12 protein-coding genes, 1 pseudogene and 1 other annotated feature are annotated in these 15623 nt (G+C 31.2%); of the genes and pseudogenes, 2 read left to right on the forward strand and 11 right to left on the reverse strand.

From position 1 onward, the window contains the following. Window positions 1–256 precede the first annotated feature (256 nt). Window positions 257–799: pseudogene (locus ACWJKS_RS06300) on the forward strand (glutathione peroxidase); the annotation flags it as partial. Between the two features lie 225 nt (window positions 800–1024). Here the strand turns inward: ACWJKS_RS06300 and pknB are convergent. From pknB to ACWJKS_RS06330, 6 genes are all read right to left on the reverse strand, one after another. After that, the gene (gene pknB, locus ACWJKS_RS06305; protein ID WP_462960745.1) at window positions 1025–2686 is read right to left on the reverse strand and encodes a Stk1 family PASTA domain-containing Ser/Thr kinase; all 1662 of its coding nucleotides are present in this window, start codon (window positions 2684–2686) and stop codon (window positions 1025–1027) included. 211 nt (window positions 2687–2897) lie between these two features. After that, window positions 2898–5195: a glycoside hydrolase family 65 protein gene (locus tag ACWJKS_RS06310; protein WP_462960746.1), complete on the reverse strand. Its 2298-nt coding sequence runs from the start codon at window positions 5193–5195 to the stop codon at window positions 2898–2900. Between the two features lie 31 nt (window positions 5196–5226). Next, window positions 5227–5874, reverse strand: coding sequence for a beta-phosphoglucomutase (gene pgmB, locus ACWJKS_RS06315; protein ID WP_216302959.1), 648 nt, complete (start codon window positions 5872–5874; stop codon window positions 5227–5229). Window positions 5875–5941: 67 nt separating this feature from the next. Continuing rightward, complete coding sequence (locus tag ACWJKS_RS06320; protein WP_216302960.1) at window positions 5942–6829, reverse strand: DUF4380 domain-containing protein; 888 nt, start codon at window positions 6827–6829, stop codon at window positions 5942–5944. Window positions 6830–6847: 18 nt separating this feature from the next. Then, window positions 6848–7657 (reverse strand): endonuclease/exonuclease/phosphatase family protein, encoded by an 810-nt coding sequence (locus tag ACWJKS_RS06325; protein WP_462960747.1) that lies wholly within the window; start codon window positions 7655–7657, stop codon window positions 6848–6850. 1 nt (window position 7658) lies between these two features. Then, on the reverse strand, window positions 7659–9326 hold the full coding sequence (locus tag ACWJKS_RS06330; RefSeq protein WP_220320049.1) for a PTS transporter subunit IIBC: 1668 nt from the start codon (window positions 9324–9326) through the stop codon (window positions 7659–7661). Window positions 9327–9682: 356 nt separating this feature from the next. After that, window positions 9683–9909 (forward strand) — a binding site (T-box leader). 39 nt (window positions 9910–9948) lie between these two features. Here ACWJKS_RS06330 and thrS point away from each other — a divergent pair. Further along, window positions 9949–11718, forward strand: a complete 1770-nt coding sequence (thrS, locus tag ACWJKS_RS06335; RefSeq protein WP_462960748.1) for a threonine--tRNA ligase — start codon at window positions 9949–9951, stop codon at window positions 11716–11718. Window positions 11719–11864: 146 nt separating this feature from the next. Here the strand turns inward: thrS and ACWJKS_RS06340 are convergent, their stop codons facing one another. From ACWJKS_RS06340 to ACWJKS_RS06360, 5 genes are all read right to left on the reverse strand, one after another. After that, the gene (locus tag ACWJKS_RS06340; protein ID WP_462960749.1) at window positions 11865–12956 is read right to left on the reverse strand and encodes a hypothetical protein; all 1092 of its coding nucleotides are present in this window, start codon (window positions 12954–12956) and stop codon (window positions 11865–11867) included. A gap of 215 nt (window positions 12957–13171) precedes the next feature. Beyond that, window positions 13172–13816, reverse strand: coding sequence for a YidC/Oxa1 family membrane protein insertase (locus ACWJKS_RS06345; protein WP_220287105.1), 645 nt, complete (start codon window positions 13814–13816; stop codon window positions 13172–13174). Window positions 13817–13842: 26 nt separating this feature from the next. After that, on the reverse strand, window positions 13843–14088 hold the full coding sequence (locus ACWJKS_RS06350; RefSeq protein ID WP_216302965.1) for a hypothetical protein: 246 nt from the start codon (window positions 14086–14088) through the stop codon (window positions 13843–13845). A 98-nt stretch (window positions 14089–14186) separates the two neighbouring features. Continuing rightward, entirely contained in the window at window positions 14187–14978 is a 792-nt protein-coding gene (locus ACWJKS_RS06355) for an NAD(P)H-dependent oxidoreductase (protein ID WP_462960750.1), read from the reverse strand. A 102-nt stretch (window positions 14979–15080) separates the two neighbouring features. After that, complete coding sequence (locus tag ACWJKS_RS06360) at window positions 15081–15476, reverse strand: ribosomal maturation YjgA family protein (protein ID WP_216302967.1); 396 nt, start codon at window positions 15474–15476, stop codon at window positions 15081–15083. Between the last annotated feature and the right edge of the window lie 147 nt (window positions 15477–15623).

A 15623-nucleotide genomic window follows, 5' to 3' on the forward strand; every position in this document is an offset into this window, starting at 1 on the left:
TTTCGGACATTTTATATTGCAATCTACATGATTCCTTTCAAAATGAATTTTAAGTGTACTTTATTTTATTTCTATGATATAATATCTTTATACAATACAAACAATAATAATTATTAAGAAATATTTATTGGTGTTTATTAAAAAATTGTCGTTATAACCAATAAAAGTTGAGAATTATTTGTTGAAATAGGAATACTATAATGTTAATGATAACATTTTAATATGGATAAATTTATATAATATGGAGGGATAGCAAATGTCAATTTATGATTTTAAAGCAATTACAATCGATGGTGAAGAAATATCTTTGGAACAATATAGGGGAAAGGTATTGGTTATAGTTAATACAGCAAGTAAGTGTGGATTTACACCACAGTATGAGGGTTTGGAGAAGATTTATGAACAGTACAAGGATAAGGACTTTGAAATACTAGGCTATCCAAGCAATCAATTTGCTGGGCAGGAACCAGGTGAAAGCAATGAAATAAAGAATTTCTGCACAATTAATTATGGAGTGAGTTTTCAATTGTTCGAGAAGGGTGATGTAAGAGGGGAAAATGCCCTTCCGCTTTTTAAATATTTGACAGAGGAAGCAACTTTCAGAGGTTTTGATCTGAATAAGCCTAATGAAAAAAAACTTAATGATATACTCTACAAAAGATTTCCTGAATTCCTAGAAGGGGATTCAGTGAAATGGAATTTTACAAAATTCCTTATTGGTAGAGATGGCAATGTAGTCGGAAGATATGAACCAACAATTGAGCCGTCAGCTATGTCAACAGATATTGAAAAATTATTAGCGGAGAATGATATATCTGAAATTGACAAATCAGAAGTTGACGTAGACAATAAAAAAATTTATACTGGCAAAGATGATGAAGAAGTTTTAAATTGTGAAGGAAAACCTTGCAACTTTGTATATAATGATAAAAATGATTAGTTAGTTAATGACATTTCAGAATGGAATTTAAAAGGATTAGTAATGAGAATTTTACATAAAATTCCTTATTGCTAATCCTTTGATTTACTTAGATAAATCCTTTTTACTTCCATAATAAGAAACATTTATTTTTGTTCCTATATCTACAAGGGTACCGGCCTCGGCATTTTGCATGAATATTTTTTTATTGTTATTTTTGGAATGATTGCCCTTACGGGCTTTGTCATCCATATTTATAGGTGTTTTCTCCCCAAGCTCTAATTGAATGTTATCTAGAATTTCTTTAGCATCATCAAGGGTTTTGCCATTTAATTGTGGGACAGTAACCTGTTCAATTTTTTTTCCTTGGCTTATAACTAAATCTACTTTGCCATCTTTTTCATAGGATGTATTTACCTCAGGTGATTGACTAATAACTAAACCCTGAGCAATACTATCACTATATTCATTTGAAATATTGCCAAGCATAAAGCCATTATTAACTACAGTCTGATTTGCAATATCTTGGGTCCTTCCAATAAGTGAGGGCACAAATTTATTTTCAACAACGGATAGTTGTTCATCTGACTGTTGTTTTTTATCAACATGCTGTATCTCATCTGACTGTAATTTTTCATTTGCTTTTGGAACTGTAGTTTCGACAATGGGAGCTGGTGTATTAATAGAAGTCCCGTTGGATATAAATTTACCTAAAATGGAAGCAATCACAACTAAAATAATTGAGGCAATAATAATTACTGCCTTTTTATTATTAACGGTCTTCTCATTCCCCGTTATTACTTCGTTATCTTTTTTATTTGCTGCTTTTTCAGCGATGGATGCTCCACTCATAACCGTTGTGAAATTGTCTTTTATATCAGGAAATATTGTTGCACCCATAATATTTGTAGCATCATCTAGGTCATTATTTACCTTAACTTCATAATTAGAATCTTCTTTAATTGCATTTATTATATCTGCCATGTCCTTAGCCGTTTGGTATCTTTTAAAAGGCTCTTTTTGCATTGCCTTCAAAATTACCTGGTTTATGTTTTCAGGAATATCTGTAATGATTTCTTTGGGCGCAGTAACGGGTTCATGAATATGCATTATAGCTATGGAAATAGAGCTTTCTGCATTATAAGGTACTTGTCCAGTAATCATTTCATACATTACAATACCTAAGGAATATATGTCTGTTCTACAATCTATAAAATTTCCTTTTGCTTGTTCTGGAGAAAAATAGTGTACGGTACCCATAACTTTACTAGAATTGGTTATGGTTCTTGAATCAGCAACTTTAGCTATTCCAAAATCCATAACCTTAACTATATTATCTTCTGTTATCATGATATTATCCGGTTTTATATCTCTATGAATTACATTGTTAATATGTGCACATTGAAGTGCTTTGGCTATTTGGAGTGAGATATCTAAAGCCTTTTGCGAAGTAAGTCTAACATTTTCATTTATTAATTGCTTTAATGTTATTCCATTAATATATTCCATAACTATAAAATTAATATGGTTTTCTGCACCAACATCATGAATATTCACGATATTTGGATGTGACAATCTTGCGATTGAAGTAGCTTCCCTTTTAAATCTTAAAACAAACTCTTCATCATTACTTAACTCTGCTTTTAATATCTTTACAGCGACAAATCTATTTAACAAGTGGCACTTTGCTTTATAGACAGTTCCCATACCGCCTTCGCCAATTTTCTCTAATAACTCATATCTATTTAAAAGTAATTTTCCTATCATATTTAGCCTCCCATGAAAAACGGCAATGTATTTATTATAACATAGTAGCACTTATGAGACGTTTATCTTTAATTAAACTACTAAGTTTTTAATTGCTTGTTTTGGAAAACCAATGTCCGCATCTGATTTTCAATATAATTTTATCAATAAAAAATGAAAACAGAAGGCTATTTTACTTTTTAAAAGTAAAATAGCCTTCTGTTTTTTATTTTTAAGAGGAAATTTCAATTTTTCCGTTTATTGTATAATCTTTACCATTAACGCATAAAGTTATTTGTTGCTTATTTTCGCTGGTAATAATAACTTTATGTGTTTTGATATTTATTTTAAGTAATGATTCTCTAAACAAAACATTAAAAGAGAATGAACTCCAATTTTTTGGTATAAAAGGATTTAAAAGAAGCTTTCCATCTTTTACTCTCATCCCAGCAAAGCCTTCAACTACGGACATCCAAGTTCCAGCCATACTAGTAATATGACATCCATCTTTTGTATCGTTATTGTAATTGTCTAAATCTAGTCTTGCAGTTCTAAGATACATTTCATAAGCTTTTTCATGTTTTCCTAATTTTGCAGCAAGGATAGTATGCACACAAGGAGATAAAGATGACTCATGTACTGTTCTTGACTCATAAAATTCAAAATTTCTTCTTATGGTATCTAAATCATATCTATCTTGTAGAAAATATATTCCTTGCAATACATCTGCTTGTTTTATAAAGCAAGATCTAAGAATTCTATCCCAAGACCATTTTTGATTTAATGGTAAATTTTTGCGATCCAAGTCTTTTACAAGAATCTGCTGCTTATCCATATATCCATCTTGTTGCATGAATATCCCTAGCTCTTCATCTACTGGATAATACATATTTTTAATGATATCTTGCCATTTACTAACTTCTGCTTCTTTTAAACCTAATTTATTTACTAACTCTGAATATCTCCCAGGTTCATTATTTTTTAAATGATTAATTACACAAGTAGTATATTCTAGTGTCCAAGCAGCAATTCTATTAGTATACCAGTTATTATTTGAATTATTTTCATATTCATTAGGGCCAGTAACTCCAAGTATTACATATTTTCCTTTGTTTGAAGCAAAACTAACTCTTTCTTCCCAGAATCTTGAGATCTCTACTAATACTTCTAATCCATATTGACCTAAATAACATTTATCTCCAGTATAATTAACATAATTATATATACCATATGCTATAGCACCATTTCTATGAATTTCTTCAAAAGTTATTTCCCATTCATTGTGACACTCTTCTCCATTCATAGTAACCATTGGGTATAGAGCACCTTTTGTAAAACCTAACTTTCTTGCATTTTCTTTAGCTTTTTCCAATTGCTTATATCTATAAAGCAAAAGATTTCTAGATATACTTGGATCAGCAGTACTTAAATAAAATGGTATGCAATATGCTTCTGTATCCCAATAAGTACTTCCACCATATTTTTCTCCTGTAAAACCCTTTGGGCCTATGTTTAATCTATCATCTTCTCCAGAATATGTCTGATTCAATTGAAAAATATTAAATCTAATAGCTTGCTGCGCCGAAACATCTCCTTCAATAACAATATCGCTTTGTTTCCATTTTTCACCCCAAGCTATTGCTTGATCTTTAAGTAATAATTCAAAACCGCTTCCATAAGCTTTATCTAAAATTTTTCTATTAACAGCCAATAATTCTTCTACAGCGTAATCTCTTGAAGTTACATTGCAAACATACTTATACACTACGATTTCTTCATTTTGTTTTACATTTAAATTAACTATATTACCTACAAATTTTTCTGATTCTATAAATTCTGCATTAAAATCTACCTTTTTATCTGCTCGAAAAATATCTAGTTTCATTGAAGAACACACATAAAAATCAAGTTTTTTTGTTTTTACTATTAAAGATGATTGTTCTTTATTGCACTGCTTTGAGATTTCATCCCAAAATTTTTCATCATAATTAGAATCCGCATTTTTTATATCACCATCTAAGTAAGCGGATATACACAATGTACCTTCAAAATTAACTGGTGTAATTGAATATCTAATTGCTCCTATTTCTTTTGCAGCAATACTTACAAATCTCTTTGCATCTACATTTACTTCTTTTCCGCTAGTAAGCTTTGCGGTAAAGCATCTATGTAGATATCCTTCTTTCATATTTAAAATTCTCACAAAATTTTTCACTTCACATTTTGCAAGGTCTAGTGTTTCTCCATCAACACTAACATCTATTCCAATCCAATTGGTAGAATTTAATACCTTTGCAAAATATTCTGGGTATCCATTTTTCCACCAGCCAACTCTTGTTTTATCCGGATAGTAAACTCCTGCCATATAACTTCCCTGAAGAGACTTTCCGCTGTACGTTTCTTCGAAGTTAGCTCTTTGTCCCATATACCCATTTCCTATACTAAAAATTCCTTCAGATACTTCATGATTATCTTGGTTAAAACCTTCCTCTATAATATTCCATTCATCTAATTTTAAATATTGTTTCATATTGAGTCTCCTTTACAATAAATTTAATAGTTTAATAATTTAATTTTTCAAATGTCATTTCTTTCAAAGAAGAAACAACGATATTAGCTTTATTTAAAACAAGTGGATCGCCGATTCCAACACTATACATTCCAGCATTTATTGCGGATTCAATACCCGCCTTGGCATCTTCGAAAACTACACATTCAGAAGGGGATACACCAAGTTCCTTTGCACCCAATAAGAAAACTTCTGGATCGGGCTTTGCATTGCTTGTTTTAGTTCCATCGATTATTGCATCAAAGTGATTAACTAATTTTATATTATTTAATATGGTCATGGCATTTTTACTTGCAGAACCTAGTGCAATTTTAATCCCATTATTCTTTAATTCTTCTAAAAATTCCACTGTACCAGGTAAAATTTCATCAGGGGTCATCTTTAAAATATACTCACGATACCAATTATTCTTTTTCTCTGCAAGAGTCATTTTTTCTGCTTCAGTTAAAGTTAAACCTCCTATATTTAAAAGTATTTTAAGAGATTCCATTCTACTTATACCTTTTAAGCTTTCATTTTGCTCCTTTGTAAAATCAAACCCTAATTCCTTAGCTAGTCTTCTCCATGCTAAATAATGATATTTAGCAGTATCTACAATCACCCCATCTAAATCAAACAAACAAGCCTTAATCTTTGTCATTGCTTTTTACCTCCATTTTTTATTATTAATAAACTTTTAATACTTATATCTAAAAAAGCTATATTATTTATACTAATTCTAATTGCCAAACCATTTGGATACTTTTACTTTCACCTGGCATTATGCTGCTCATACCTCCAAGAATTTCAAGCTCAGTGTAGGCTAGCTTATCATCCACATAAACTTCAACATTACTTCCATGTGGATATACAACTTGTCCTTCATACTGAAATTTCTGCGTAAGTAAGAGGGTTTTGTGTTTATATGCACTGCAATAATATCTTAGTATCGCATCATCTGTTACTACACCTACTTTAAACTTCTCTTCATTGTTACAATTCAATCTTAAAATTTTTCTATCTTCTTTTCTCAAAGAATAAGCATTGTTTGAAGGTATATCAAAATCTTGATAAAATGTTATTCCTCCTATAAATACGTCAGAGTTTAGTTTTATATCTATATATCCAGGAGATAATGCTTGGGTATTACCCCAAACTGCCCATTGTACTGGTTCTTCATTTAAGTTAACTATGGTTTCCTTTATAGTTATATGATTACATTTATCTTCAAATAATATTTCCCTTATAAATTTAAGACCAACAATGTTTGATATAGGACTACTTAATGTGACTACTAATGAATTTTCTAACTTAGCTATGTCGTATTCAAAAACATTTAGATCAATATCAAATATTGGAGGCCATGCCCATTTTGTTTGTGGAGCAGGCCAACCTTTATATCCTCCAAAATTAAGCCAGTTTTCTGGAATATATTCAGCTTTTATATCACCTTTAATTCCTATAAGATTCGCATTTCTATATAACACATTTAAATTTTCTGTTGAAAACTCTAAAATCCTACCACCCTGCTCTGGGACTATAATTACCTTTATTATTCCGTTTTCAAGTATTATCTCTTGTGTGTTTTTACACTTTACTATTGAATAATTTAGCATACTCAAAACCCTTCCGTTTTAGGGGAATAACCCCAAACTTGTATCTATTTCTACTCCATAATGGTCTGACACCACGAAGTCGTTTTTGCCATTAAATATTACTTTAGAATATTTAACATCTACACATTTATTTGTTAAAATTAGATCCAGCCTTAAATCATTTTTATTTAAATCCCATCCATCTATTTTACCTTTTACAGTTATACCACAATCTTTTTCCTTAGAGAGGGTATAAGTATCCTTTATTCCTTTTTTCATTAAATAATCATAGCCTTCATTTGATGCAAAAGCGTTATTATTAAAATCTCCCATAAAGAATGTTAATCTGTCATTTTTCATATTATTAAGTAACTTATCTACTTGATGACTGAACGGTTCTTCTTCATCTTGCCACCAGCCTAAATGACAAGAGTAGAAATCTATAATTTCGTTATTTATTCTAATTGAAGCTTTTACGACCTTTCTAGTTTTCCAAAAATCCAAGTCCTTGCTGTTGCTTATGAAAAATGAGTAAGAATCTTCTTCTATTATTTTATGTTTAGTTATAATACTTACCCCTTCTTCATATATTCCATAACCTATATGAGAAAAATCCCACAGCATTGAGTATTCTTTGCATCCTAAGTTCTCTAATTCTTTTAATAAAACTAAAGCAAAATTATCTTGTTTTATGTTATTAAAGGCTATATTTTCCTTTATAGATTGATTTACTTCTTGCAGGGCAATTACATCAAAATTTTTTTCTTTTATAGTATTTGCAATAATGCTCATCTTTTCTTTTGGGCTTTCTTCCATCCAAGAATGACAATTTAAAGTTAATAATTTCATTTTAGACTCCTAATATATCTATAATATCCGATTTTAAAACATCTGCCTTTGGTCCATATATAGCCTGTATCCCTTTACCTTTAATTATTAAGGCTAAAGCCTTATTTTTTTTCCATTCATTTTCTTCGGCAACTAATAAATTATCTTTTACTGTTACACGAAGACGGGTCATACATGCGTCCACATCTACAATATTTTCGTTCCCTCCAAGTAATTCAATAATGGTTGCGGCTTGACTTCCTTTTTTACTAGCCTCAACTTTTTGATTTACAGTAGAATCAATTGAATTTTCCTCCATATCAATTTCATTTCCGTTACGGCCTGGAGTTGCTATATTAAATTTCTTGATCATAAATTTAGATACAACATAATTTATGCAGAAAAATACGACGGTCACCAGTACATATCTTATAAGATCACCTATAATCCCTGCTTTTACAATCATCGGTATACGTGCTACAAGCTCTATAACACCAAAACTGTGAACTCGCAGATTAAATATGTCCGCGCACATAAATGCAAAGCCTTGCATAACTGCATAAGTACCATATAATATTGGTGAAACAAACATAAACATGAATTCTAATGGTTCAGTAACACCTGTTAAGAAAACTGCAATGGCTGCTGAAAAAAATACTGATTTATATTTTGATCGTTTTTCATTTGGTACACTTTTATACATAGCAAGTGCAACACCCATTAAGGAGCCAGCTCCGCCAATCATTTGGCCAACTTTAAAACGTGCTGGATGAATTGTTGCAAGTAAGTTATTATATGCACTCATATCTCCAGCGGCTTTTAAGTTACCTAAGTCAGTAACCCATGCAAGCCAAAGCGGATCTTGTCCAAGTATAAGACTACCTGCATTAGCTCCAGTTAATACTTTATATGCTCCACCAAGATCTGTATAATTTATTGGTATTGTAATCATATGATGAAGTCCAAAAGGTAGTAATAGACGCTCAAGCGTACCATATATAAAGGGTGAAATAAATGGTGCAGTATTTTGTGATGTTGCAATCCATTTGCCAAATCCATTTATAACTGATTGAGCAAATGGCCAAACTATTACAAATAAAAGTGCAACAACGCTGGAGCCTGCGATAACAACGAATGGTACAAATCGTTTACCATTAAAGAATGCAAGTGCATTTGGTAATTTATTATAGTTATAATACTTATTAAATAAAACTGCTCCAAGAAAACCTGATATAATACCAACAAATACTCCCATATTCAATGCTGGGGATCCAAGAACAGAAATAAAGTAATCTTTAACCAAAAGGTGCTGACCTGTTAAGGAAGTTACTGTTGCATGAGCATCCGTGAGCATCTCATTGGTAATATTAAATACATTACCAGTAATTTTATTTATTAAAATATATGCAATGAGTGCTGCAAATGCTCCACCAGCACGCTCTTTAGCCCAAGAACCACCGATAGCTACAGCAAATAATAGCCCTAAATTAACTATTAGCCCCCATCCTATACCTCCCACAACTTGCGATAACGTTTGCACAAATGAAGAATTAGGTGCTGCTATTCCTATAACTGATCCTAATGAAATCATTAGTCCACCTGCTGGCATAACTGCGACCACCACTAATAATGCCTTACCAAATTTTTGCCAAAAATCGAATGAAATTATTTTTGATTTGTTCTTAACCATAGTCCAATTACCTCCAATATTGATTTAATGAATATGTATTTATAAAAATTTCAATACGCAATTGTATTTTTATATTAAACATGTGCAAACGTTTGCGTTCTTTATTAAAGTATATTTCATAGTGAAAATATTGTCAATGAAATATTAAAATAAATTTCTAAATAAAATTGTACCCATGTTTGAACTGTACACCATGTTTCATCCAATAAATATTTTTCAATCAAGTCATTTGCAAGAATGTTGTTGAAATTTTAGGATATAATATATAAATAATCACTTATATGTGGAATAGACATATTATAATAATTAGAACACATATTGACAATTGGAATAGGTTGGAATACAATAGTTTTAAATTAAAAACTGTGAAGAGGAAAAGTAAATAGTATACTGTTCAAAGAGAGAGAAACTCACCGGCTGAAAAGTTTCTTGAATAAGTAATATTGAAAACCACCTCTGAGTTGATTACTGAACTTAAGTAGGTAATTCCGCAAACCGGCGTTAGTGGTATTGAGTGACAGAGGTGAGTTTAAACTAAGCCTTCTGTAATTTGGGTGGAATCGCGATAAAACTCGTCCCTTATTTTGGGACGGGTTTATTATTTTTTGAAGGAGGAATATTTATGTTAAAGGTTGTAATAAAAGATGGAAGTGTAATAAATTCTAATGAAGAAGAAGGAAAAAGGGCGCTTAGACACACCACATCCCATATACTCGCTCAGGCAGTAAAGAGATTGTATCCAAATGCTAAATTGGCTATAGGTCCTGCAATAGATAATGGGTTTTATTATGACTTTGATGTGGAAGAACCCTTTACTATGGCTATACTTGAGAAAATTGAAGAAGAAATGAGAAAAATAGTTAAGGAAGATTTAAGACTCGAGAGATCAGTTATTTCTCGAGAAGAAGCTTTAAAACTTATGAAAGATAAGGATGAGATTTATAAAATAGAACTTATTAATGATTTGCCAGAGGATGAAGAACTAGTTTTCTTTAAGCAAGGAGATTTTATAGAACTCTGTGCAGGACCTCATGTACTATCAACTTCAAAGGTAAAAGCCTTTAAGCTATTATCAGTTGCAGGAGCTTACTGGAGAGGCAGCGAAAAAAATAAAATGCTTCAAAGAATATATGGAACGGCATTTGCAAGGAAAAGTGAACTTGATGAATATTTGAATATGCTTGAAGAAGCGAAGAAAAGGGATCATAGAAAACTTGGGAAAGAGCTAAAATTATTTGCTTTAATGGATGAGGGACCAGGATTTCCATTCTTTCTCCCTAATGGTGTAGTTTTAAAAAACAAATTAATTGAGTACTGGAGAGAAATTCATAAGAAGGCAGGTTATGTTGAGATAGAAACTCCTATGGTGTTAAACAAAGAACTTTGGGAAACATCTGGGCATTGGTCTCACTATAAAGAGAACATGTATACAGTCAATATAGATGAAGAAGAATTCGCTATAAAACCAATGAACTGCCCGGGAGGAATGCTTGTATATAAATCAGAAACTCACTCTTACAGGGATCTACCAATAAGAGCGGGAGAACTAGGTAAAGTGCACAGACATGAACTATCTGGAGCTTTGCACGGACTTATGAGAGTTAGAGCATTTACACAGGATGATGCTCACATATTCATGTTGTCAGAGCAGATAAAAGAAGAAATAAAGGGTGTAGTTAAACTTATAAATGAGGTTTATGGAAGGTTAGGGTTTAAATATAGAGTAGAGCTTTCAACAAGACCTGAAAATTCTATGGGAAGTGATGAAGAGTGGCAATTAGCAGAAAGCTCACTTCAGGGCGCTCTCACGGAAATGAACATGGATTTTAAGATAAATGAAGGAGACGGGGCATTCTACGGACCTAAAATTGACTTTCACTTGCAAGATAGCATAGGACGGGAATGGCAATGTGGAACTATACAACTAGATTTACAGCTACCACAAAGATTTGACCTTCAATATATTGGCAGTGATGGAGAAAAGCACAGACCAATTGTTATACACAGAGTAATTTTTGGTAGTATAGAAAGATTTATTGGCATTTTGATAGAACATTTTGCAGGCAAGTTCCCAACATGGATATCACCTGTACAAGTTAAAGTACTGCCTATATCGGAGCAGTATAATGATTATGCAAAAGATGTAGTAAATAAACTGGAAGAAAATAATATCAGAGTTAGTTTAGATGGTAGAGCAGAAAAAATAGGATATAAAATTAGAGATGCTCGAAACGAGAGGTTGCCATATATTATTGTTATTGGTGAAAAAGAAGAAAACTCAGCGAGTATATCCCTTAGAAGTAGAAAGAATGGTGATGAGGGCAATTGCTTACTTGAGGACTTTATTTCAAGAATCATACAGGAAATCGATAGTAAAAGGCTAGATGATTAATTGTAAAAAACATGAAATTTAATTATACCATTTCGGTTATTTTTAAAATAAAAAACATTCTATTCAATATAATAAGGCTACATTCCTTTAAGATAATTTAAAGGAGTGTAGCCTTATTAGTGATTTGCTGTTCCATGACTGCAGTTTCATTGATAGGTAAAAGATATCGAAGGGATAAATGTACCTGGTACTTTAAAAACCTCACTTAACTTATTTTCTTTCAGGTTATAACAATACAAGCTGTTAGGATAAGTTGTTAGCCCCATGAAGTTTGCTTCATGCGCCCCACTGGGAACTGCAACAAAGTAAATACTTTTCTCATTAGAGCTGAGACAGGCTATATATGGTTGAGAAATTTCAATAATCTTATTTGTTTTTTTTAGCTGTTCTTGAGTTAGTAAGCTACTTACTTTATTTCCATTTACAACTAACTTATAAAATCCTCTTTCAGTGTTTTTTACGCCTGCTCCTCCTAAAATTATAAAGTTGCCTGATTTTGATAAAGAAATTGAATCTAATCTCACAGCATTTATCTTAGCCAACTCTTTTTTTTCACCGCCATTTGTATTCATTTCCATAATAGTGTACTTTATTTTCGAAGATTCATTTTGTTCCTCAAACCTCTTTGTTATAAATTCATTATAAGAAAATGTTAGTGCAATAATCTTATTTTTATATATATAAAAATCTTGTACAGCAATATCAGAACCAAATTCTAAAGTTTTCCCATATTTTTTATCAACATCTATTTTTGATATTTTGGGCACAGGAGAGTTTTTATCTCCACTTTTCGCAAAAATTATATTTCCCTTTTCATCACCAAAGTTTACGTTAAATTGACCTAAGGGATCATTAGTAATTTGATATGTTTCTTTGGTAGACATATTAAGCCTAAATACATCCCATGGGTTGGTTCCGATGGCGTCAGAATAAAGTAAGATATCTCCTTTAGTATTAACTTTACCGGTTACTACTACATCTCTATTGTTTAATATTTTTTGCTTTATTTGTGTCTTAGTATTTAGCATCCATAAATCGCTTTTATTTTGAGAATTGCAAACTGTTATAACTATCCATTCGCCTTTGCTTAAATTTAGTGAGTTCTTTGACAGTGTACTATTTGTTTTATGAAAGACAAACAGTGCACTCAAAGAAATGAAAATAACTAAAATTAATATCATGCACACAATGTGCTTTTTTTTAATACTGAGAATACTTTTAATTTTACTAAGTATCAAAATACAACACCTCAAGTCGCTATTTTATAGTAAATAGGGATAAGATAAATAGAATTGATAAAAAAGAGCGAATAATATATACGATAAATGGAGAGCAATGTTTTACTTTTACTATATATTATGAAGGGAATTGTGAAATAAGTCTTCTACTGTGACTGTTAAATTTAAAAAATCCTGCTAATAAAATAAATTAGCAGGATTTTTTCTAACATTTATTAATTTTCAGTTTTTAAATTTCTCATATATATTCTAAAAACAAGCTCTTCTAAAAAGTTGAACACACTTGTGGTTATCAAGTATATCCCCACTGCAATTGGAGCTGCTTTAGCAACAAATAAACCAGCTACTGCCATTATTATGATATTACTCTTGCTCATTGTAGCCTGGCCTTTAATTTCTAAAAAAGTTACATATGAAAGCAGGCTTGGGGTTAAGGATACAAGCATATATATCAGTGGAACGATAAAATAACTGTCTGAGATCTTAATACTAGACACCCAAGGTATAAGATATGTACCTACGCTCACAGGGATTTTATTAAATACACTCCACATAGTCATTAATATAGGCAGTTGGAGTAGTGTTACTAAGCACCCCATCATACTTTTTGCACTTTGGACAGATTGTTTTTTAACTTCTGCTTCAAGTTTTTCTTTGTTATCTTTATATTTTTCCTTAAGTTCTTTCATTTTTATAGCAAACCTTTGCTGCTGTTGCATGGATTTTTTTTGTTTGAAAGACATTGGTGAAAGTACTAATCTTACACTTATCGTAAGTAAAACTATTGCTAGGCCCCAATCCCCAGTGAAATTAAAAATTGAATTTAATAAACTACTTAAAAAATTAAAAATGATGTTCATATTTATCCTCCTTCGAATAATTTTGGCTAAAACATCATTTCAATTTTAAAACGATCTGTATATATCCACATACCATATTTCTCATAAATAATATAATCTTCTGGAAGTATTTTCTTTATAAATCCGAGCCACTGAATTAAAATATTTCTTGCAACATTTTCTTCAGTTTTATACTTAAGATTTTTATAGGAGTATACAGTATAAGAGACTATGCTAGCAAAACATATAACTAAAAACATTAACTGAATTAAATTTATTAAGTCATAATTCAACTTACACACCTCCTCACTTGCTATTTTTAAACATTATAACATATATTATGGACAATATTACATTTGTAAAAAACAATAGGATCTTTTCATGAATATTTCTATTTCCTGTAAGTCAATTTTGTCTTTGCCCCCAACCTCTTTGCAAAGTAATATATGATATTTCCAAAAAAACATTTATACAAGGGAAGGGGGATTTTTGTTGCATATGCAACATCAACTTGTCCAGTCTCTTTCCAATACTTATTGTCATAAAACTCATCCTCAGTTCCAGCATGGCTCATCCCACGAAAAATATTATAAACCAATAAATTCACAAATGTTGGAGAATATAACTTCCCACTATCAACGTCCTTGTAGAATTTCTCAGCAACTCTTTCGCATCTTTTAGTCACTTTTTGTGGAGGTTCATACTCTCCGTAACTATTCGATATAACTGGAAGTTCATATCCACGATTAAATCCCCAACACATAAATGTTTCTCTTAAGTATTTGGTACAGCTTTTAGCGCCATTTCCACCTGCAGTGGATACCGCGAGCATCTTCTTTCTGAAAAAGCTTGGTCTATGAGTTTTAAAAGCCAAATGATCTATAAAATTCTTCATCAATGCGCTCACATGATTGCTATAGCAAGGACTCGTAATAATTGTCGCATCATTTTCTTCAATTTTATCAATAAGTTTCTGCACTTCCAAGTGATGGGGGCAACTTTTATTTCCTCTAATAAAGCATGAACTACATCCGGCACAAAAGGGGAGTCCTATTTCTTTTAAATGTACCTCGTCAAAATCTATATTTCTATCTGAAAGTTCTTGCATATGTTTTTTTACTATTTCCACAAGTGCCCAGGTATTTCCTTTATGTGCACTCCCATTGATAATTAGTATTTTCAATTAAATCATCTCCTTCGGAGCTGAAAGATTAACGACTTCAGAAGGGGATTTATACTCCCACTTATATAAGTGGGAGACTTCCCTTCTGAAATGTCGTTAACATCACCACCTATCTAAAGGCTTATTTATAATAGTATATCTTGTGATTTTTTCCCACACAACCAAAAGTATGCTTCCAATTAGGTAGCATACAATATCTTTTATATCAAATGAAGTTCCGATAATTGTTGAAATCATTTTATTGTTTTCTAAATGTAGCAAATCTACAATATGATAATATTGACCCAATTCTACGGCTGAAGCAAAAAAGAATAGGTAAATAGGTAAAAACTTTATTGGTTTTTGTATAAACCCTCTTATGAAGGTGTACATTAAAATAACTACCAGAATATCTCCAATGTATGGTCGAATAATGGTGTCATTTATAAAAAGTGCAATAATTGTTTCAGTTATCAATAAAATAATAAAACTCAATATATACTTAATGTTTATTTTCATAAAGACCCTCTACTTTCACTCATTTACTTTAAAATAAACAGAAATACTTAAAGTGGTTTTACTCTAAGTCACTCCAATATTACGTTTATTCCTTGTTGCAAACGGCTTATATTTTCCATTATATTATATATATACAATGCAATTGAA

The organism is Clostridium sp. CM038, assembly GCF_055081105.1.